The organism is Lysinibacillus sphaericus (assembly GCF_005217585.1).
In the GTDB taxonomy this organism is placed as follows: domain Bacteria; phylum Bacillota; class Bacilli; order Bacillales_A; family Planococcaceae; genus Lysinibacillus; species Lysinibacillus sphaericus.
In genome coordinates this window covers 112301-132987 of record NZ_SZPT01000007.1, presented here as the reverse complement: position 1 = coordinate 132987, position 20687 = coordinate 112301, and the positions used below count along the sequence as shown (strand labels likewise).

At 38.8% G+C, this 20687-nt stretch carries 22 protein-coding genes; 5 read left to right on the top strand and 17 right to left on the bottom strand.

Features of this window, described 5'->3' with window-relative positions:
- Positions 1-30: 30 nt before the first annotated feature.
- From ispD to FC748_RS19765, 8 genes are all read right to left on the bottom strand, one after another.
- On the bottom strand, positions 31-726 hold the full coding sequence (ispD, locus tag FC748_RS19800; RefSeq protein ID WP_108031060.1) for a 2-C-methyl-D-erythritol 4-phosphate cytidylyltransferase: 696 nt from the start codon (positions 724-726) through the stop codon (positions 31-33).
- 12 nt (positions 727-738) lie between these two features.
- Complete coding sequence (locus tag FC748_RS19795) at positions 739-1824, bottom strand: PIN/TRAM domain-containing protein (RefSeq protein WP_024364395.1); 1086 nt, start codon at positions 1822-1824, stop codon at positions 739-741.
- 301 nt (positions 1825-2125) lie between these two features.
- Positions 2126-3502 (bottom strand): DNA repair protein RadA, encoded by a 1377-nt coding sequence (radA, locus tag FC748_RS19790; RefSeq protein WP_024364396.1) that lies wholly within the window; start codon positions 3500-3502, stop codon positions 2126-2128.
- Positions 3503-3612: 110 nt separating this feature from the next.
- The gene (locus tag FC748_RS19785; protein ID WP_024364397.1) at positions 3613-6057 is read right to left on the bottom strand and encodes an ATP-dependent Clp protease ATP-binding subunit; all 2445 of its coding nucleotides are present in this window, start codon (positions 6055-6057) and stop codon (positions 3613-3615) included.
- Positions 6047-7156 (bottom strand): protein-arginine kinase McsB, encoded by a 1110-nt coding sequence (gene mcsB / locus FC748_RS19780; RefSeq protein ID WP_024364398.1) that lies wholly within the window; start codon positions 7154-7156, stop codon positions 6047-6049. Before mcsB ends, FC748_RS19785 begins: the two co-directional genes overlap by 11 nt.
- A complete protein-coding gene (locus tag FC748_RS19775; RefSeq protein ID WP_024364399.1) occupies positions 7153-7695 on the bottom strand; it encodes a UvrB/UvrC motif-containing protein in 543 nt (180 codons plus the stop codon). The genes mcsB and FC748_RS19775 overlap by 4 nt, the downstream gene beginning before the upstream one ends.
- Positions 7696-7708: 13 nt before the next feature.
- Entirely contained in the window at positions 7709-8179 is a 471-nt protein-coding gene (locus FC748_RS19770; RefSeq protein ID WP_024364400.1) for a CtsR family transcriptional regulator, read from the bottom strand.
- A 248-nt stretch (positions 8180-8427) separates the two neighbouring features.
- A complete protein-coding gene (locus FC748_RS19765; protein ID WP_024364401.1) occupies positions 8428-8733 on the bottom strand; it encodes a DUF4870 domain-containing protein in 306 nt (101 codons plus the stop codon).
- Positions 8734-8857: 124 nt separating this feature from the next.
- Here FC748_RS19765 and FC748_RS19760 point away from each other — a divergent pair, with 124 nt between their 5' ends.
- Complete coding sequence (locus FC748_RS19760; RefSeq protein ID WP_108031061.1) at positions 8858-9535, top strand: class I SAM-dependent methyltransferase; 678 nt, start codon at positions 8858-8860, stop codon at positions 9533-9535.
- Between the two features lie 160 nt (positions 9536-9695).
- Positions 9696-10658: a magnesium/cobalt transporter CorA gene (gene corA / locus FC748_RS19755; RefSeq protein WP_024364403.1), complete on the top strand. Its 963-nt coding sequence runs from the start codon at positions 9696-9698 to the stop codon at positions 10656-10658.
- 198 nt (positions 10659-10856) lie between these two features.
- On the opposite strand, the gene FC748_RS19750 is transcribed toward corA, so the two are convergent.
- Complete coding sequence (locus FC748_RS19750) at positions 10857-11066, bottom strand: hypothetical protein (protein ID WP_024364404.1); 210 nt, start codon at positions 11064-11066, stop codon at positions 10857-10859.
- Between the two features lie 320 nt (positions 11067-11386).
- On the opposite strand from FC748_RS19750, the gene FC748_RS19745 reads away from it, so the two are divergent.
- Positions 11387-12697, top strand: coding sequence for a globin-coupled sensor protein (locus FC748_RS19745; protein ID WP_024364405.1), 1311 nt, complete (start codon positions 11387-11389; stop codon positions 12695-12697).
- A gap of 49 nt (positions 12698-12746) precedes the next feature.
- Here FC748_RS19745 and FC748_RS19740 read toward each other — a convergent pair whose 3' ends face one another.
- The 7 genes from FC748_RS19740 to adh all read right to left on the bottom strand — a co-directional run bounded on the left by FC748_RS19740 (position 12747) and on the right by adh (position 18122).
- Positions 12747-13226 (bottom strand): acyl-CoA thioesterase, encoded by a 480-nt coding sequence (locus FC748_RS19740; RefSeq protein ID WP_024364406.1) that lies wholly within the window; start codon positions 13224-13226, stop codon positions 12747-12749.
- A gap of 69 nt (positions 13227-13295) precedes the next feature.
- A complete protein-coding gene (locus tag FC748_RS19735) occupies positions 13296-14723 on the bottom strand; it encodes an aldehyde dehydrogenase family protein (RefSeq protein WP_108031062.1) in 1428 nt (475 codons plus the stop codon).
- A gap of 40 nt (positions 14724-14763) precedes the next feature.
- Positions 14764-15099: a hypothetical protein gene (locus FC748_RS19730; RefSeq protein ID WP_244311206.1), complete on the bottom strand. Its 336-nt coding sequence runs from the start codon at positions 15097-15099 to the stop codon at positions 14764-14766.
- 37 nt (positions 15100-15136) lie between these two features.
- Entirely contained in the window at positions 15137-15481 is a 345-nt protein-coding gene (locus FC748_RS19725; protein WP_024364409.1) for a DUF3969 family protein, read from the bottom strand.
- 194 nt (positions 15482-15675) lie between these two features.
- On the bottom strand, positions 15676-15891 hold the full coding sequence (locus FC748_RS19720; RefSeq protein ID WP_024364410.1) for a hypothetical protein: 216 nt from the start codon (positions 15889-15891) through the stop codon (positions 15676-15678).
- A gap of 326 nt (positions 15892-16217) precedes the next feature.
- Positions 16218-16580 carry a DUF779 domain-containing protein gene (locus FC748_RS19715; RefSeq protein WP_024364411.1) on the bottom strand — a complete coding sequence of 121 codons (363 nt, stop codon included), beginning with the start codon at positions 16578-16580 and terminating at the stop codon, positions 16218-16220.
- A 21-nt stretch (positions 16581-16601) separates the two neighbouring features.
- Positions 16602-18122 (bottom strand): aldehyde dehydrogenase, encoded by a 1521-nt coding sequence (gene adh, locus FC748_RS19710; RefSeq protein ID WP_024364412.1) that lies wholly within the window; start codon positions 18120-18122, stop codon positions 16602-16604.
- A 242-nt stretch (positions 18123-18364) separates the two neighbouring features.
- On the opposite strand from adh, the gene rluF reads away from it, so the two are divergent.
- Both rluF and FC748_RS19700 read left to right on the top strand, forming a co-directional pair.
- Complete coding sequence (rluF, locus tag FC748_RS19705; RefSeq protein WP_108031063.1) at positions 18365-19066, top strand: 23S rRNA pseudouridine(2604) synthase RluF; 702 nt, start codon at positions 18365-18367, stop codon at positions 19064-19066.
- 22 nt (positions 19067-19088) lie between these two features.
- Complete coding sequence (locus FC748_RS19700) at positions 19089-19808, top strand: DUF6904 family protein (protein WP_025220855.1); 720 nt, start codon at positions 19089-19091, stop codon at positions 19806-19808.
- 375 nt (positions 19809-20183) lie between these two features.
- Here the strand turns inward: FC748_RS19700 and FC748_RS19695 are convergent, their stop codons facing one another.
- Positions 20184-20681: a cupin domain-containing protein gene (locus FC748_RS19695; RefSeq protein ID WP_024364415.1), complete on the bottom strand. Its 498-nt coding sequence runs from the start codon at positions 20679-20681 to the stop codon at positions 20184-20186.
- Between the last annotated feature and the right edge of the window lie 6 nt (positions 20682-20687).

Sequence of the window (20687 nt, the reverse complement as noted above, 5' to 3'; positions counted from 1 at the left end):
GCTACTTCTGCTGATGAGATTTTAAAGCGATTATACATTATTCTCCAACGCTCGTTTACGTAAAATAGCTTCACCAAAAAGTAAATCTTCTTTTGTTGTCATCTTTACGTTTTCATAGTTGCTTTCAACAATGTGCACCTCATGACCAAGTCGCTCGACTAACATCGCCTCATCTGTTCCGAGGAAGCCCACTTTCTCAGCCACATCTTCCGCTTCTACTATCAAATCGAAGCGGAAGGCTTGAGGCGTTTGAATCATCCATAAGCTTTCACGGTCCACCGTTTCTTCAATGATGCCATTACGCACTTTTTTCATTGTGTCCTTTGCACGAACACCAGCGATTGCAGCACCAAAATTATTCGCACTTTGTACAAGGTTTGCAATAATATCGTGCGTAATAAATGGGCGGGCTGCATCATGCACTAAAACAATATCAACCTGCTCCATTTCTTTCATACAAGCATGCACTGAATGCTGTCGCTCTGCTCCACCATCAGGCAAGCCTTTGACCTTAGAGATTCCATAGTTTGCTAGCATCTTTTGAATAACAGCACGTTCTTCAGGTTTCACCGCAAGCCAAATGCCAGTACAGTTTTCATCTTGCTCAAATACCTCTAATGTGTGTATTAAAATCGGTTTCTCTACAAGCTCTAAAAATAATTTATTTTGACCTGCTCCCATTCGCTTGCCGCTGCCTGCTGCCGGAAGCACTACTTCATACTGCACATTGTCCACTTCCTAATCGTCCTTTGGCTTAGCAAAAATCATTCGACCTGCAGATGTTTGTAGAACGCTCGTTACCGTTACAGTAATGGCCTGTCCGATATAATTGCGGCCTCCTTCTACAACAATCATCGTGCCATCATCCAAATAAGCCACACCTTGGTTATGCTCTTTCCCATCTTTAATAACGACCACTTGCATATCTTCTCCAGGAATCACAACTGGTTTCACTGCATTTGCCAAATCATTAATGTTCAGTACTTTCACCTGATGTAATTCACATACTTTGTTCAAGTTGAAGTCATTCGTCACAATTTGTGTATCATTATCCATTTTCTTTGCAAGACGTACAAGTTTTAAATCCACTTCCTGCACATCTTCAAAATCTTCTTCGGTAATTTCTACTTTTGTCATACGTTCATCTTGCAGTTTCTTTAATATATCCAAACCACGGCGACCTCTTGTACGTTTTAATGTATCTGAGGAATCTGCAATATGCTGTAGCTCAGTTAATACAAACTGCGGTACAACCAAAACGCCTTCAATAAAACCAGTTTCCGAAATATCCGCTATACGCCCATCAATAATAACGCTGGTATCTAGCAATTTATAACTACCGCGATTTTCTGGTACGTCAATCCCTTCAGCAGCTTTTTTCTTTGCATTATTCCCACGTAAGGTAAATAACTGAAGTAACTCATCTCGCTTTTTAAAACCTACACGGAATCCCAAATATCCAAGTACAAAAGATAGGATAATTGGAATTACTTCTGAAATACCGCGAATTTGAACGCTATCAATCGCAAAGCCTAGGAAATAGGCTACGATAAGTCCTACAATTAACCCAAGCGTACCAAATAATAAATCTCCAACCGGCACTTTAAAAAGTACCTCTTCCATCCAGCTAATTAACCGAACAAAATAATCGGAAAAAGCAAATGATAATGTAAATAGTAAAAACGCACCTAAAGCAACTGATACGTAAGGATTATCAAGCCAAGGATTAGATGATAAATGTAGCAATTCGTATAATGGCGGTAAGAAAACAAGGCCTAAAGCTCCTCCAATCAGTAAAAAAGCAATTTGAATAAATTTTTTCATACTGTCACCTCCAATTCTTATATTCGATTATACATATTTTACTGTAGAAAATCTTTTTTGAGCTCATCAAAACATTATTAAATTTCCTTCAGTTTATTGGACGTTATGGAAGGCTTAAGAGATGCCTAATTTCCACAATAATTGTTATCCAATTTCATGAAATTAATGATTGTTGCACCTATGAAGTAAAAATGCATGCTAGGATGTCGCCCAACATGCATTTATTTTAGTTGAAATTACTTCATCATCTAGCAACAGACGCCTAGTGTGACGCAACATGGTGACGCATTACTGCATGTCTTTAAAGCTCTCTAAAGCAGGCATTTAATGCATCTTTAATTGTTTCCACACCAACTATTTCAATACCTTGTGGGAAATCCCAACCGCCAATATTAGAAGCAGGGATAAATGCTCGCTTAAACCCTAGCTTTGCCGCCTCTAGCACACGTTGTTCAATTCGTGTGACACGACGAACCTCTCCTGTTAACCCTACTTCTCCAATAAAGCAATCTGTTCCCCGTACTGCCTGATCCTTAAAGCTAGACACAATACTCGTCAAGACAGCTAAGTCAATGGCAGGTTCATCTAGCTTTACTCCGCCAGCAACTTTAATATATGCATCTTGTGCCTGTAACATGAGGCCCATGCGCTTTTCAAGCACTGCCATAAGCAATTGCACACGGTTTTGGTCCACCCCTGTTGCCATCCGTTTCGGATAATTAAAGCTTGTAGGGGTTACAAGTGATTGGATTTCTACTAAAATTGGCCTTGTTCCCTCCATCGATGCCACGATTGTTGAACCTGCTGCACCTTGTGAACGTTCCTGTAAAAATAGCTCAGACGGATTCAAAACTTCCTTTAAGCCCCCCTGAAGCATTTCAAAGATAGCTATTTCATTTGTAGAGCCAAAGCGGTTTTTTTGGCTCCGTAAAATACGGTGGTTGTGATGTCGTTCTCCTTCGAAATACAGCACTGTATCTACCATATGCTCTAAAATACGCGGTCCCGCAATTTGCCCTTCCTTCGTCACATGTCCAACTAAGAAAATGGCAATGCCTTTTGTTTTCGCTATCCGCATTAGCTCCGCTGTACATTCACGTACTTGCGATACACTACCTGGCGCACTTGTCACCTCTGGATGGAACACCGTTTGGATAGAATCCACAATAACAAACTTTGGTTGTACATCGTCGATTGTTTGATTTAACAATTCTAAATTCGTCTCCGAATATATATACAGCTCTTGAGATACAACCCCTAAACGCTCTGCACGCAGTTTCGTTTGTCGAATGGATTCCTCACCAGAAATATAGAGCACACGATGACCTTTATTGGACAATAACGCAGACACCTGTAATAGCAATGTCGATTTTCCGATACCCGGATCACCCCCGATTAACACTAGAGATCCCGGAACAATTCCTCCGCCCAAGACACGATTGAGTTCACCCATTTCTGTAGCTACACGGGACTCCTCAGCCGCTTCTACTTGGATAATAGGTACAGCTTTTTGCGTGACGGTTGCAGAGTGTTGGAATGCTCCTCTAGGGCCTTTTGCCACAACCTCCACTTCCTCAACCATTTTATTCCATTCACCACATCCTGGACAACGTCCCATCCACTTTGCCGATTCATAGCCACAACCTGTACAGACAAATTTAGTTTTTTTCTTCGCCATCATACCACCTCGAATATTTGTTCTTATTTTCATTTTACATAAAAAAAGACAGCTTGGCACGATATGCCTCGCTGTCTTCCGAATTTATGCTTGTTAAATAGGCTAACCGCTTATTTGGAAATTGAAACGCCTTCTTTTTTCTTCACGACGAATTCATCATTCACATAATCAATGACGACTTGGTTTCCTTTTTCTACATTGCCTTTCAGCAGTTCCTCCGATAGACGGTCTTCCACTTGTTTTTGCAATGCACGACGGAGTGGACGAGCACCATATTGAGGGTCGTAGCCTTCCTCTGCAATTTTATTGAGTGCTGCATCTGTTAACTCTAACGTAATATCTTGTTCTTGCAGACGTTTTGTTAGCGTATTGGCCATCATTGAAATGATTTCTTTTAAGTGTTCTTTTTCTAATGAATGGAACACAATCATTTCGTCGATACGGTTTAGGAATTCAGGACGGAATGCTTTTTTCAATTCTTCAAGCATTGTGCCCTTCATATCTTTATGTTTCGACTCTGAGCTTCCTAAGCTGAAGCCAAGATTTTTTTGATATTTTAGCGCATCCGCACCGACGTTTGAAGTCATAATAACAACCGTATTACGGAAATCAACGACACGTCCTTTAGAATCTGTTAAACGACCATCTTCCAGCACTTGAAGTAAAATATTGAAAACATCTGGATGAGCTTTCTCAATTTCATCAAGAAGCACAACAGAATATGGTTTACGTCGAACTTTTTCTGTTAACTGACCACCATCATCAAAACCTACATAACCAGGAGGTGAGCCGACTAAACGTGAAGTCGAATGTTTCTCCATATATTCAGACATGTCAACGCGAATCATCGCATCTTCATCACCGAACATTACTTCTGCTAACGCTCTTGCAAGTTCCGTTTTTCCGACCCCAGTAGGACCAAGGAAAATAAATGAACCGATTGGACGTTTAGGATCTTTTAAGCCCGCTCTTGCGCGTCGAATTGCACGAGAAATTGCCTCTACTGCCTCGCCTTGACCAACAACACGCTTGTGTAACTCTTCTTCAAGTTGTAATAGTTTAGCTGATTCTTCATGGGCAATTTTAGCTACTGGTATTCCAGTCCACATAGAAACGACTGCTGCCACATCGTCAACTGTCACTTTCGATTCTGCTTTGCCTTGTTCTTCTTTCCATGTTTTACGTGTCGTTTCAATTTCGTCTTTTAGCTTTTGCTCTGTATCTCTTAACGAAGCAGCCTTTTCAAATTCCTGACCAGACACAGCCGCATTTTTTTCAGAACGAACATTTTCAAGTTTATCTTCTAGTGCTTTTAAGTTTGGTGGCACCGCAAATGAACGTAAGCGAACTTTTGACCCTGCTTCATCAATTAAGTCGATGGCTTTGTCAGGCAAGAAGCGGTCTGAAATATAACGATCACTCATTTTTGCCGCTGCTTCAATTGCTTCATCTGTAATTTTCACACGGTGATGCGCCTCATAGCGATCGCGTAAACCGTGAATAATTTGAATTGCTTCTTCAACAGTTGGTTCATCCACTTGAATTGGTTGGAAACGGCGCTCTAACGCTGCATCCTTTTCGATGTACTTGCGGTACTCATCTAATGTTGTAGCACCAATACATTGTAATTCTCCACGTGCTAGGGATGGTTTTAAAATGTTTGATGCATCAATTGCACCTTCTGCTCCCCCAGCACCGATTAATGTATGCAATTCATCAATGAATAAAATAACATTGCCTGCTTGTCGAATTTCATCCATCACTTTTTTCAAGCGATCTTCAAATTCACCACGGTATTTAGTACCGGCTACAACTGTCCCCATATCAAGCGTCATAACACGTTTATCACGCAAAATTTCTGGTACTTCGTTGTTAATAATTTGTTGTGCTAAGCCTTCAGCGATTGCCGTTTTACCTACACCAGGCTCACCAATTAGCACAGGGTTATTTTTCGTACGGCGTGATAGTACTTCAATAACGCGTGTAATTTCCTTGCTGCGACCAATCACAGGGTCTAGCGAACCTTCACGAGCGATTTGAGTTAAATCGCGCGCCAAGCTATCTAAAGTCGGCGTATTTGCAGCCTGCGTCGCTTGTTGTCCAGATTGTGCGTTATCATTATTGCCTAACAACAGTAATACTTGCTGACGAGCTTTGTTTAAGCCTACACCTGCATTGTTTAACACACGAGCGGCTACACCCTCACCTTCACGAATAAGCGCTAATAGTAAGTGCTCCGTACCGATATAGGAATGGCCTAATTTACGTGACTCATCGACAGATAGTTCAATTACCTTTTTGGCACGTGGTGTGTAATGAACGATTGGTCCAACATCCTCTGTTCCTTTTCCAACTAACTCTTCAATCCCCGCTTCAATCATTTGAGGGCTAATATCGATGGCTTCTAATGCTTTCGCTGCAATACCACCGCCTTCACGAATAAGCCCTAAAAGAATGTGCTCTGTTCCTATTGATTCGTGCTTCCAACGAATTGCCTCTTCCTGTGCAAGTTGTAATACTTTTTGTGCGCGTTGTGTAAAACGATTAAACATCATATGAATCCTCTCCTTTTCCCCCTATAGTAGGCTTACTCATTGTTTCAAGAAATAATGCCTCTCGCAGCATTTTTGCTCGAACTCGATCTCGTTCAGCAGGTGGTAAAGCTTCTCCTGCATAGTGCTGTAAAAACCCTGGTTGCATACTGACCACACACTCGTTCAATGTGGTTGCTTTAATATTTTGAATCAACTGTAAATCTACACCTAAACGTACATTCGATAGACAGGTTGCCGCTTCCTCACTTGTTAAAATGCGTGCATGCGTTAATGTACCTAAAGCTCTGTATATCCGATCTTCTAAGGCAAGTTCCGCTTTTTCCATTAGCTTATTTCTTGCCTGCCGTTCTTTTTGAATAATTTTTTCTGCAACACTTTGAATGTCTGCTAAAATATCTTCTTCTGTTTTACCTAGTGTAATCTGATTCGATACTTGGTAAACATTACCTAAATTTTCGCTACCTTCACCGTATATACCCCTGACAGTCATCCCTAAACGCGTCATTGCATTGATAATTTGATTCATCTGACCTGTCAGTGTAAGTGCGGGAAGGTGCATCATAACCGAAGCACGTAAGCCAGTACCAATATTCGTTGGGCAACTTGTTAAATAGCCGAAAGTATCTCGAAATGCATATGGCAAGGCTCCTTCTAAGGCACGATCAATTTTATTTGCTTCCTCGTATGCCTTCTGAAGTTGAAAACTCGCCGTCATACATTGAATGCGTAAATGGTCTTCTTCGTTCACCATAATGCAAATTGATTCATCTTCAGATAGCAACATGGAGCCGACTTGCTCTTTTTTCGCAAGCTGTGGACTAATTAAATGCTTTTCAACTAAAATTTGACGTTGTAACGGTGTTAAATCTTTTATGGAAAAATAAGAATATCTTTCTTGAAGTTTCGGACTATCTTGAATGGCATGTGTCACAGCCTGCTCTACTTGTAACGCTTCATTTTCTGAAAAAACTAAAGGGAAACGATAGCCGTCTAAGTTTCGAGCAAGCCGAATGCGTGTACTGATGACGATATCTGAATAATCATCCTCCATTTCCATCCATGCAGGTGTAGCTCGCGCTAAAAACGATTCAATCATCATGACACATCACCACCTTCGAATTGTAGCTGCTGTTCGAGATTTTTTGCTTCGTCGCGAAGCTTCGCTGCTTCTTCAAACTGCTCCTCGTCAACAGCGGCCTTCATGCGTTTTCGAATATCTTCAATTTGCTTTTTAATAACAAAAACATTGCTTCGAGCACCAGGCATTTTCCCTATATGCTGTGGCCCCGCTTGAATGCGATTAAATAGCTTTGGCAAATGCTCACTAAATGTGTCATAGCAACTGGTACATCCAAATTTACCTTCTTTTAAAAATCGCTTATACGTAAATCCACATTGTGGACATGTTTGTTGCTGAGGTGGCGCTTGCTGTTTTTCACCAACTTTTTGCCATGTAGGTGAGCCAAACCAATTGGATAACAATTGTTGAATCGATACAGGCTCTTGTTTAAACTCTGCATGGAACGGATGGAACTGCGAGGCACAGACATCGCAATAATGGTGCTCCACCTTCTGCCCATTTTGAACTTGTGTCACAGTTACTGTCGCATTGCGCTGCTTGCAATGTTCGCAAATCATTTCCCTCACCTCTTTACTTTTGCTTTTCGTATTTTATAGTGGTTAACATCGCTCGCAAAATTTTCGCTCGAATGCTGTCCCGTAAAGGTAGCTGCAAATCTAAAGTCGAACGGTCAACCGCTGCTAACATTAATTTCGCTTCTCGCTTTGAAATAACCTGCTCGTCAATTAAACGATATACTAAATCCTCCGCCACTGTTTGCGAGGCTCCACCTTCAATTTGTAGGAGCACATCATCAATCAAATCAATTTGTGAGTTTGCACGGACACGTAAAATTCGAATGTATCCACCCCCACCTCGTTTACTTTCAACAAGGTAACCCCGCTCGGCTGTAAATCTTGTATTAATTACATAATTTATTTGTGATGGCACACATTGAAATTTATCTGCAATTTCACTTCGTTTAATTTCAATATGCCCTTCTCCACCTAATTCAAGTACTTGCTTTAAGTAGCCTTCTATGATGTCTGAAATATTACGCATGTTAGGAATACACCTCGCTTACCTCACTGACTTTGACTATCTTTGACTATCTTTGAGTATATTATACAAAACGCTTAAAAATAATTGCAATTAATTCGCACAGAGAAATGTCTAAAGCAATTTTTATCGTTGATTGATTGTAAAAAAATTTTAACCACTCGAAAACGTACTTATCGTTTAATGTACCCTTTTTGCTTATAGAAAAAACGCAAGCATATGCTTTTTGCATATGCTTGCGTCTTTATCAATTATACCCAGCGACCGACAATCGGATAACGCCAAGGTTCCTCTGAAATAGCCTTTACGATTCCGATAATTGGTACGATGTATACCATAGCGATAAATATTAGTAAGAAAGGTAAACCAATTAATACAATACTTAAAATACTGGCAATGACAATTAGTACGCCCATTGCGATTTGGAACAATAAAGCTTGCACAGAAACGTTTTTCACTTCTTCTTCCGAACTAATTAAGAAAAATATAATCGGCACTAAAAATGGCGCAAAAAACGCACTGGCATGTATGATGACCTTAGACCATTTTGTTTCCATCTATTCAACCTTCCCTTTTTAATATGTCTTTTTATTAATACTATTATTTACGGAGCAATACGCTAAATAGTTTCAAATCGTTTCGACAATTTTAAAATTATTTTGAAAGGTATGTGATACACAGATGGAATTTAACAGCACACTTGCGAACGAATATGAAAAAGGCATTCGTCGTACTTTACCGAGTTACGATACGATGCTACGTTTAACGAAAACTTTTTATCAATCCGCTTTACAAGAGAATGCTAGTTTTTTAGTTGTTGGTTCAGGCAGTGGCAATGAAATACTACAGTTAGCTGAACAAAGGCCACAGTGGTCCTTTGTCGGTATCGATCCATCTGAAGCCATGTTGAAAATTGCAGAAAACCGTCTACATTCACTACCAAATGCGATTTCATTACTACAAGGCACCATGCTAACTGCACCAATCCCTGCAACAAAGTTTGATGCTGCTAGCTGTATACTTGTACTTCATTTTATTAATTCCTATGAGGAGAAGCTTGCTACATTAAAAGGGATTGCAAGCCATTTAAAATCAGGGGCACCATTTGTGCTTGTTTCTAAATATGGACAGCTTAACTCTTCTGACACAGAGCTACAATTTGACCTATGGCGCGCATATTGGCAGCAGCACACAAAACTTTCCACTACTGATTTAGCTAGCATGGAGCAGTCCATTCGCTCGCTTTCATTTATGCGTGAAGATGACATTGTTACGCTTCTACAGCAGGCAGGCTTTACACAGCCATCACGATTTTTTGCAACGACATTATTTGGTGGTTGGATATGCTATAAAGAGTAAGGTTCCATCCCTTCCTGATGCATCCTTGCAACTTAGTGGTGTACTATAAGTACTACGGGTATTTGATCTGACGTTTCCCATGTCTTCTTTTACTTCTCACGCTTTGAAGGGAGACTTCGTGCTTATTTAAAATGAGATAAACAGATTTGAGGTGAATGCCGTGATTCGCACGATGGCCATGACGAAAGATCAACAATTAATAAAGGACTTTCCACTTGAAAACATTAAGCAAAACCATTACGAATGGTATTGGGTAGATTTTAGTTGCCCAACTACTGAAGAAGAACTATTGCTTGATACATTTTTCCACTTTCATCCACTTGCGATTGAAGACTGCTTAATGCGTTTACAACGACCAAAGTTGGATTTTTACGAAGACTATCACTTTTTCGTTATTCATAAATTGAATGAAGAAACGCTAATTGCTGAGGAATTAAATATTTTCGTTTCCGATCATTTTATTGTGACATTCCACAAAAATGAAGCACCTGAAATCGATAAAGTACAGAAGCTTTTAGAAGAGCAACCGAAATATTGGGAACGGGGTACTTTTTTCCTGACCTATCAAACGATTGATAAAATAGTTGATAGTTATTTCCCTCTCGTCTATAAAATTGAGGACCATTTGAATGCGCTTGAAGATGAATTAACTTATCAAAGTAATGTAAATGCGATGCAAATTGTTTTTGAATTCCGCAGTGATTTACTCCATTTACGGCGCACCATTTTACCAATGCGCGACCTATTATACCGTATACTTAATTCTTATCGCTTTGCCCTAAAAAAATCAGAAAGAGCCTACTTTGGGGATATTCACGACCATTTAGTCAAACTTACGGAAATGGTCGAATCTAATCGTGAGCTGACCGCAGATATGCGTGATAGCTATATGGCTATGAACTCTAGCCGAATGAATGGCATTATGATGATGCTTACAATTGTCTCCACCATTTTCATTCCATTAACATTTATAGCAGGAGTTTATGGCATGAATTTTGATAATATGCCTGAACTACATGGCCGTTACAGCTACTTTATCGTTCTCGGTATTATGCTATTAATTGGGCTATTTATGTTGGTATTTTTCAAATATAAAGGCTGGTTCAAATTGTTTAAGCCGTAACTTAAAGCAGTAACAAAACAATTTTTTTGAAAAACAAAATCCGCGCATAGCTCTCTAGGGAAAATAAACATGAGGAACAACATCTTACATTCGTACATGTTGCAACTCATGCTTTACCCATAGAAGGCGAAACGCGGATTTTTAATTTTAAAAAATAGTTGGTTTTACTTGGGGAACTTTTAAATGTCTCCACTATAATTAATAGGGACCTCGATCATCTACTTTATTTTCACCTTGCTGCGGGAATAAAAAGTATGCCAGTACGCCCGATATTAGTGTTGCACAAATCGTTATTAATAGTTGGTTTAAGTCAGGTACCTCTGCATAATAGTTCGTTAACATATAAACAGATCCAATTGCTACAATTACCATCACAGGAATCACAAACTTAAAACGCTTCTTCTCCATGTAATACCTCCTCAATACGATTTCTTTCACATACATTTTTTGTTACGCTAAACAGTTCGTATTTTACATGTTTCCTAAATGAAATTCAAATTACGCTTTATGAGCGAAATGCTAATGCTTAAAGGTAAATCTGAAATATGTCCGCCAAGAATGTGAAAAATTATAGAAATAAACGAAATTTTTAACCAATTACACTACAAAAAATAGTAGAATAGATTAAATACCATATATTCACCAAATTTACAAACCTAACAATATATACACAAAGCGTCTTCGATACCTATATTATTATGGATTTATAAAGAATGGAGCAGACAACAATGAGTTGGTTTTCAAAAAAGAACAATTATGGTTATTCAATTACACTAACACCAGAAGCGTTTATACAACAAGTACAATTAGACGTTTCTAATCATCCTAAGTTACAAAAACAATTACAACTATTAGACTTAACTACTGAAGATTTAGCCATCATTAAACAATTGCAGCCATTAGTGAAAAATGTTATTCCTGAAATGGTCGATCAATTTTATGCAGCGATTAGCTTAAGCCAAAATTTATTAGATATTATTAACAGAACATCACAAATCGACCGTTTAAAAGTTACTTTACATAAGCATCTAAGTGATATGTTCGAAAGTCGTATTAATGACGACTACATTAAAGAAAGAAAGGCAATCGCTGAGACACATGTTCGAATTGGGCTCCAATCAAAGTGGTATATCGCTTCATTCCAATCATTAACTTCGACTTTTACAAACTTTACGAATGATTTAGATATTTCAAAGCATGACGCTATCCGTGCCATCAATGCCTTTTGTAAACTTATTAACTTTGAACAGCAACTTGTGATTGAGGCTTATGAAAAAGAAGAAGAACGCATTCGTAGCGTTGCAGATAAAACGAAGCACGCACTTGTTACTACAATTCAAAGTACGGCAGAAGAGTTAAATGCAATCAGCGAAGAAACAGCCGCTTCCCTTTTAGTCATCTCCTCTCAAACGGATGATATTGCAGTAGCCACTAAACAAGGTTTGAACTTCGTTGCCGATACACAAGACAAATCTAAACGCGGACAGCAGCAATTACAAGAACAAAATGACTTAATACATGTTATTTTGCAAAGTGTTAATGGCCTTGAAGTAACGATGAACCAATTGCGTACGTCGTCTCAAAAAATCTCTGAAATTGTTGGACTTGTTACCGGTATTGCAGACCAAACAAATTTATTAGCACTGAATGCTTCCATTGAAGCCGCTCGTGCTGGCGAACATGGCAAAGGCTTTGCTGTTGTAGCAGAGGAAGTCCGCAAGCTTGCAGAAGAAACAAAAAGCGCTGTGCAAAACGTGTCACACCTGATAAAAGAAACAGAAAGTAATATTTCAACAATGGCGAATTCAGTTATCAATGTGGATCAAAAAATCCAACATAGCGTTGATACACAAACAAGCCTCTCGAAATCATTTAATGATATTGCTGAAGCAGTATCAGGTATTCAACAACAATATGTAAACACGGCTAAGGATATTTCAGCCATTTCAAATTTAATTACAGAGCTATCGCAAGGGGCAACACTCGTCTCCTCTTCTTCTGACTCACTCATTAATGTTGTAAATGAATTAAACATATAACACAACAAAAAAAGGAAATTGATCACATCGTATCAATTTCCTTTTCGTTTTAATGTGCCAAAGCACGTTTTTGCTTGCGATGCTCTCGTCGAGCCGGACCTGTTTCAAATAACCGTTTTTCTGCATCCGTTTCTGGGAAAATAGCAGGAACAGCCTTCGGTTTACCATCATCATCTACTGCAACCATCGTTACAAATGATTCGGTTGTTAATTTTTCTTCACCCGTCTCAATGTTACGAGAAATAACACGGACATAGACTTCCATAGATGAACGTCCTGTAGATGACACTATACTTTCAATTTCAAGAATATCACCCACATGCGCTGCTGATAAAAAATCAACAGAATCAATGGAGGCAGTGACAACATGCCCTTTTGCATGCTTCATCGCTGTAATTGCCGCAATTTCATCAATATAAGCTAACACTCTTCCACCAAAAATGGAATTATGATTATTAGTATCCGGTGGTAATACGAGACGCGTCTGAACCGTACGTGATTGGCTCATGGGTACAGCATTGGTTGTCATAGTTCTAGTTACTTCCTTTCATGTAATGTCCTTTCGTCATCGTATCGTAGAAAAAGAATGGATGCAAATTTAGAATGATTTTTTCATCGTTATAAACTTCATATCCGTCATTTCTTCAATCGCCCATTTAATACCCTCTCGACCGTAGCCACTCATTTTCACACCGCCATATGGCATATTATCGATTCGGAATGTTGGAATATCATTAATAATAACAGCACCTGCTTGTAATTCATCGGCTGCACGTAATGCATCTGGCAAGACATTCGTAAAAATCCCTGCATTTAAGCCAAGTTCCGACTCATTCACTAGTCGAATTGCGTCGTCTAATGTTTCATATGAAACAATTGACACGATTGGCGCGAATGTTTCCTGACAAACAATTTTCATATCGGCAGTCACGTTTGTCATTACTGTTGGCGTTAATGTACGTTCAGTAAATGTTCCACCCGTTGCAACCACTGCACCTTGAGCCTTCGCTTCCTCAATCCATGCACGAATACGACTAACTTCATTCGGATTAATCATGGCACTGACATCTGTATTTTTATCGAGTGGATCACCGACAACTAACTTTTCCGTTTGAGCTACAAATGCTTTTGTAAAAGCATCAACAATCGAGGCATGTACATAAATACGCTGAAGCGAAATACACACTTGTCCTGCAAAGCTAAACGCTCCGCTAACACAACGCGCGACAATTTTTTCAATAGGGGTCGATGGCTCAACAATCACCGCCGCATTTGAGCCTAGCTCTAACGTTACTTTGCGCAAGCCTACTTTTTCTTTTATGCCTAATCCAACCTTACCACTTCCAGTGAAGGTCACTTTTTTCACGAATGGATGAGTCACAAGTGTGTCACTTAGCTCACCACCACTACCCGTAACGATTTGTAGAGCGCCATCTGGTAATCCTGCTTCTTTAAATATTTCCGCCATTACAATTGCACTGAGCGGTGTTTGGGTTGCGGGCTTTAACACGACCGTATTCCCCACAGCAAAGGCAGGTCCCAATTTATGCGCAACTAAATTAAAAGGAAAGTTAAACGGTGTAATGGCAGAAATAACGCCTAATGGCTCACGCTTTGTCCAGCCAATGCGGTCGCCAGCTCCAGGCGCAGCATCCATCGGTACCGTTTCCCCTTTCACCTGTTTCGCTCCTTCGGCTGCAAACTGATAGGTTGCAATCGTGCGTTCTATTTCAGGTAAACCTGCTGAAATAGGTTTACCCGCCTCTTGTGCTAAAATTTCGGCCAATTCGTCTTTTCGACGTCGCATAATGTCGACTACTTTATATAAAATTTCGGCACGGTCGTATGCAGTAGTTTGTTTAAATGAAAGAAAAGCATTTTGGGCACCTTCAATTGCTTGCTCAACATCTGAAACAGATGCCTTGGCAACCTTTGCAATAATCTCACCGTTATAAGGCGAAGTTAATTCATAGGTTTCCTTCGCTTCTTGCCATTGTCCATTTATCCAAAGCTTTGTTTCGTTCATTTTCAATACACCTCCGAATATTCTGTTCCTCTTTAGTTTATCATGAAGTGCTGGAATTTGACGCTACTGCTGCTGCGGTCATGGCGGATATCATCGCCGCATGTTGTGCCTGAATTAGTAATTCAATAGATGACATAATTGCCATAGATAATGATTGTTGCACTTTAGCCATATCATAAATAGCCATTTGAACCGCCCTAAACAACACAAATTCTTGATGCCACTTCAATAATTTCATTCCCTTTAAATCATGATACAAATCAATAATTTGCTGAAGTTGACCTTTATTCATTTGAAAATTAATCTTTGTATAACACAGTATAAAAAAAGGCAGCTCGTTTAGCATGATAAAACGAGCTGCTCTAGAGAAGTACACATTGTCCTCTTTCTACTACTACTTAAAATCCAATGAATCAATTTATTGATTCAATAACTTTATTTCGAAATTTATATGCTTTTCTTTGTTCTAATTGAGCAATACTTTCATATTCAATTTCGCTTAAACTTTCAAATAATTTTTCAGGCATTAGACTCACTATATCTTCTAATTCAGTGCCTAGATGAATAATTTCTAATATTTCTTTTGAAATTCCTTTAGACTGTAATAAATCCATAGTATAAGGGTTAAATAAAACTTTTTCAGTTTCTTCGATTGTTAATAAATCTTTTTTTAACGCCTCAATTAAACCTATTACATTTATGAGTAGTAGTTTTTCTAATTCTTCGTTATTTGTAGTATTCAATAATAATTTATTCATATTTAATTATTTTACACTCCAACCTTGCTTAACTTTAACATCTATCATGTAAGACATGTAATTGGATGACGATCCTTCATTTCTTCAATAATGTGATAACAATCTGGATAAGTTGGCATTCCTCCATTATATCTTTTCGTTTTTCAATAGCGTATTTACTGCTTGCTCCGTACGATCTTGCTCCATCATATTTGCTACCCGATTGATGTACGCAATGGCGACATCCACGATGTTTGACTCTTCATTTCTTCTATAGTAGCTTTAAACTTTTCTGTATCAAACATTTTCCCTGCTGCAACATATGTGCTGGCAATAGCAAAGATAATTTTGCGATCAACTGCCCTTCCTGCAACCTTCGATACAGCCTCTACCGTTTGTGTAAATTGGTTTTCAATTATAACAATATCCATCTTCCGCACACTCCTTTTCACTATTTACGTAATATTCTGTTGTAAAGATTCAATCATTTTGTAACAAAAAACATAAAAAGTAAACTTAAATTAATGTAAGAATTAGGTATTATATGGTTAAATAACGATAATACACGATGAATGGGGGGCTTTATTATGATTGAAAGAACCATAAAAAAATACTTATTCACTCAAACTTTACAACACCGAATACAGCTTTATTTATTATTGCGAAATTCCACAACTAACGTAAGTCTACATACTCTTTTCCAAAAAAATTAGCATAAAAAAACAGCGACAAAAATGCTTTTTGCCGCTGTCCCTAACTATTCGATTAAACCTAGCTCTTTTAACTCTTCTGTCGAAAAAGCTCTAGACCTTGTTAAAAACCGCTTACCTTCTACGCCTTCAAGAGAGAACATACCGCCTCTGCCGTCAACTACGTCTAAAATAATTTGTGTATGCTTCCAATAATCATATTGGTTTTTGTGCATATAAAATGGTGTGCCCCCCACCTTACCTAAACATATATCCTGCTCACCTAATATTAAGTCACCGTCAGGATAACACATCGGAGAGGAGCCATCGCAGCATCCCCCTGATTGATGAAACATAACCGGTCCATGCTTTTCCTTCAATAATTCGATTAGTGCCAGCGCTTCTTCTGTTGCTAAAACACGTTCAACCACGCGTTAGCACCTCCTTACTAATTAGAAGAAACCAAGTTTGTTTTCGTTATAGCTTACTAATAAGTTTTTCGTTTGTTGATAATGCGATAGCATCATCTTATGTGTCTCACGACCGATTCCTGACATTTTATAGCCACCGAACGCTGCATGTGCAGGATATGCATGGTAGCAGTTTGTCCAAACACGCCCCGCTTGAATACCACGTCCAAAACGATAAGCTGTATTCATATCACGTGTCCAAATGCCCGAACCTAATCCATACAATGTATCATTGGCAATTTCCAATGCCTCTTCTTTTGTTTTAAATGTTGTCACTGCAACAACTGGGCCAAAAATTTCTTCTTGGAAGATACGCATCTTATTGTGCCCTTTGAAGACAGTTGGTTTAACGTAGTAGCCATTTTCAAAGCCTGCCCCTACATTATTTTTCTCGCCTCCAATTAGACATTGTGCACCTTCTTGTTTACCAATATCTAAGTAAGACAGAATTTTTTCCATTTGCTCACTTGAAGCCTGTGCACCCATCATTGTATTTGGATCTAACGGATTCCCAACTTGAATCGCTTCAACACGTTGTAATACACGCTCCATGAACTTGTCATAAATCGATTCTTGAATTAATGCACGTGAAGGGCATGTACAAACTTCACCTTGGTTCAGGGCAAACAATACGAAGCCCTCTACCGCTTTATCTAAAAAGGCATCATCTTCATCCATAATATCTTCAAAGAAAATATTTGGAGACTTTCCGCCCAATTCTAACGTAACTGGAATAAGGTTTTGAGAAGCATATTGCATAATTAAACGACCTGTTGTCGTTTCACCTGTAAAGGCAATTTTGCCAATACGAGGGTTAGATGCAAGTGGTTTTCCTGCTTCTAAACCGAATCCGTTCACCACGTTTAGTACGCCTGGTGGCAATAAATCACCAATCAACTCTACTAATACCATAATAGATACTGGTGTTTGCTCTGCTGGCTTTAACACAACACAGTTGCCAGCAGCAAGGGCAGGAGCTAGTTTCCATACAGCCATTAATATTGGGAAGTTCCAAGGAATGATTTGACCCACTACCCCAATTGGCTCATGGAAATGGTAAGCAACCGTATCATTATCAATTTGACTTAGCGCGCCTTCTTGTGCACGTAATGCACCAGCAAAATAACGGAAATGATCAATGGCTAAAGGGATATCTGCATTTAACGTTTCCCGTACTGCCTTACCGTTATCCCATGTTTCGGCAACAGCTAACTTTTCTAAGTTTTGTTCAATACGGTCCGCAATTTTAAGTAAAATGTTAGCACGCTCTGTAGCGGATGTTTGTCCCCATGCATCTTTTGCGGCATGTGCTGCATCAAGTGCAAGTTCAATATCCTCAGCAGAGGAACGTGCTGCTTGTGTAAAAACTTGTCCAGTAACAGGAGTGACATTATCGAAGTATTGACCTTTCACTGGGGGTGTCCATTCTCCACCAATGTAATTATCGTATCTTTCTTTGAATTGAACTACCGATCCTTCAGTGTTTGGAAATGCATAAACCATTTTACTTCTCCCCTTTACACAAAATAATAGAAAATATCTAGAAAAATCGTAATTATATATCGAAATAACGATATTTTCATAGAAACCTTCTTACCCACTATATTGTCAGAAATGCATGATTATTTCAACTTTTTAAATTAAAATTTTGTAATATTTATTTTTAGTAGAAAAGCTTCTAGAATTCACGCTATAAACAACGATAGGGTATACTTAAGCTACGATAAAATGTTTAGGAGAACTATATGAGAATTAACAAATATTTAAGTGAAGCGGGCATCGTGTCTCGTCGTGGTGCTGATAAATGGGTCGAAGAAGGTAAAGTAACAATTAATGGCGTACTTGCTACTGTGGGCAGCCAAGTAGAAGCGGGCGATATTGTTTGTGTGGATGGCAAAGAGGTAAAAAAAGAAGAGCAACTAGTTTATATTGCCTTAAACAAACCAGTTGGTATTACAAGTACAACAGAGCGTCATATCAAAGGAAATGTCGTTGATTTTATCAATCATCCTCTACGCATTTTCCATATTGGTCGACTGGATAAGGAATCTGAAGGATTATTATTATTGACCAATGATGGCGATATTGTAAATAAAATTCTACGTGCAGAAAACCACCATGAAAAAGAATACATCGTACAAGTTGATAAGCCGATAACAGAACAATTTATTAAAAAGATGGCTGCTGGCGTTGATATTTTAGATACAACGACATTACCTTGCTACGTTGAAAAAATTTCAGATAAAGTGTTTAAAATTATTTTAGAGCAAGGCTTAAATCGCCAAATACGCCGTATGTGTTCAGCATTAGGGTATTCCGTTAAACGATTACAGCGCATACGCATTATGAATATTAAGCTTGGCAATTTAAAGGTTGGTCAATGGCGCGATTTAACTGATAAAGAGCGAGCAGAATTATTTAAACTACTTAATTACACAGTAAAATAAAGCAATTGGGAGGATTGGAAAGATGCTTTCTATTCAAAGTACTGAACAACTTACGGGTGTACGAATAAGCGGTGACTTTTGGGATTTAGATGCCCTTATTCAAGCGATTTATCAAGTAACTGGAGATGAAAACAAATACTATGATTACCAAGGTGCGCGACTTCGCATTCTTGGTATTTGCCGTAATCTCCATCAAGCAATGCAAGGTGAGCATCAGCTTGAATTTGTCAGTAATGGACTGAACAAAAGTATACTTTCTCGACATGAAACGATTTTTCCAACTAAAAATGTCTACTACGGGACAGAGGTACTGTGGCCGGAGCTTCTTTTTACAGCGATTGCTTTAAATGATTTCATTCGCTTACATCAGGAATTGATTGATTCTTCCGATTGGAATGGTGATGTGGCAACGATTCGTAAATTCCAAGCAGCGGTTGCTGACTGTCTGGAGCAAGAGCTTACGGAAGATGAATTTTTAGTATTTTTAAGGATGATTCATTCTAAGAGCCCTTTAACCTTCCGCTATGCTACGCAGTATGTAGATGTACTAAATTTAGAATACATAGATTTAAATACGCAAACACGCAAAGCGCATTTAGCCTCCTTTGCACTTCGTTTAATGTTAGAGGATGAAGAATACGTTGCACTTAAATCGCAATTAATCGAAGTTGCCAGTACGACAAAAAAAGCACTACATGAAATTCCAATCAATGCAAGTTACCCTGAAGAAATTTTATGGTAATCTAGGACAAAAGAGAAAAGGTGTTAGATTGATGGCAGTCAATCTAACACCTTTTTTGCTCGCCGTTGTTGTTGGCTTCGACGGTACTTCCGCGGTCACACACGTAAGCCGCAACCCTCGCTAACGCGCGGAATGCCAGCGTCTTAACGATGTGTGCTGTCCTGCAGGAGTCACCTCCTCCGCTACCAACAACTAGTGAACCCTTCTAATGTTTTATTTATTGCAAAAGCAAGAATAGATAAGTTCTTCATAAAGCAAAAATGTATGAACACCTTTCCTCTGTTCCTTAAATTTTTTTAGTTATGTCCCAGCCACTAATTACTGTACAGTCGCTTTCTGCGGTATACCTAGTGCTCTTTGCTAAACTCTTTGTGACTATTTAATCGTCTCGTAAGCCATTTTACGAATAATCGCTTCATGTTGCGGATAATCAGCTAAAAGCTCATCTTGTGTAAATAGCTCAAAGTCCTCAAAATCAAAACCTGGTGCTACCATGCAGCCTACTAAACTAAATGTATTGGCATCCTCAACAGACGAACCGAAAATCGTATTTTTCGGCACCGCCACCTGTGGCACCTCACCCGCTTCTATATTTAAGCCTAATTTTTTTGCCTCATATGTACCATCAGGGAAAATCATATGAACCGTTAATGGGCTACCTGCATGATAATACCAAAGCTCATCTGACTTTAACCGATGTAAATGAGAGATATCTTGCGAACGTAATAAAAAATAAATGCTTGTATAAATCGGTCGTTCTACATCTCTTACAGCTATTTCCTCTGTCGATTTAAACGTAGAAATATAGTATCCGCCCTCAGGATGTTGTGCCAATGCTAATTTTTCTATAAAATATTGTGCTGAATAGTGCATGCTAAC

Coding starts and splice junctions, on each gene's coding strand:
- FC748_RS19765 (WP_024364401.1), bottom strand. CDS start 8,733: ATGGAAACAAAATGGTCTAAGGTCATCATACATGCCAGTGCGTTTTTT.
- mcsB (WP_024364398.1), bottom strand. CDS start 7,156: ATGATGATTGAATCGTTTTTAGCGCGAGCTACACCTGCATGGATGGAA.
- FC748_RS19720 (WP_024364410.1), bottom strand. CDS start 15,891: ATGGATATTGTTATAATTGAAAACCAATTTACACAAACGGTAGAGGCT.
- FC748_RS19785 (WP_024364397.1), bottom strand. CDS start 6,057: ATGATGTTTAATCGTTTTACACAACGCGCACAAAAAGTATTACAACTT.
- adh (WP_024364412.1), bottom strand. CDS start 18,122: ATGGTTTATGCATTTCCAAACACTGAAGGATCGGTAGTTCAATTCAAA.
- FC748_RS19770 (WP_024364400.1), bottom strand. CDS start 8,179: ATGCGTAATATTTCAGACATCATAGAAGGCTACTTAAAGCAAGTACTT.
- FC748_RS19700 (WP_025220855.1), top strand. CDS start 19,089: ATGCTTTCTATTCAAAGTACTGAACAACTTACGGGTGTACGAATAAGC.
- FC748_RS19775 (WP_024364399.1), bottom strand. CDS start 7,695: ATGATTTGCGAACATTGCAAGCAGCGCAATGCGACAGTAACTGTGACA.
- FC748_RS19795 (WP_024364395.1), bottom strand. CDS start 1,824: ATGAAAAAATTTATTCAAATTGCTTTTTTACTGATTGGAGGAGCTTTA.
- FC748_RS19750 (WP_024364404.1), bottom strand. CDS start 11,066: ATGGAGAAGAAGCGTTTTAAGTTTGTGATTCCTGTGATGGTAATTGTA.
- FC748_RS19725 (WP_024364409.1), bottom strand. CDS start 15,481: ATGAATAAATTATTATTGAATACTACAAATAACGAAGAATTAGAAAAA.
- FC748_RS19740 (WP_024364406.1), bottom strand. CDS start 13,226: ATGACAACCAATGCTGTACCCATGAGCCAATCACGTACGGTTCAGACG.
- FC748_RS19735 (WP_108031062.1), bottom strand. CDS start 14,723: ATGAACGAAACAAAGCTTTGGATAAATGGACAATGGCAAGAAGCGAAG.
- rluF (WP_108031063.1), top strand. CDS start 18,365: ATGAGAATTAACAAATATTTAAGTGAAGCGGGCATCGTGTCTCGTCGT.
- FC748_RS19760 (WP_108031061.1), top strand. CDS start 8,858: ATGGAATTTAACAGCACACTTGCGAACGAATATGAAAAAGGCATTCGT.
- FC748_RS19745 (WP_024364405.1), top strand. CDS start 11,387: ATGAGTTGGTTTTCAAAAAAGAACAATTATGGTTATTCAATTACACTA.
- radA (WP_024364396.1), bottom strand. CDS start 3,502: ATGGCGAAGAAAAAAACTAAATTTGTCTGTACAGGTTGTGGCTATGAA.
- FC748_RS19695 (WP_024364415.1), bottom strand. CDS start 20,681: ATGCACTATTCAGCACAATATTTTATAGAAAAATTAGCATTGGCACAA.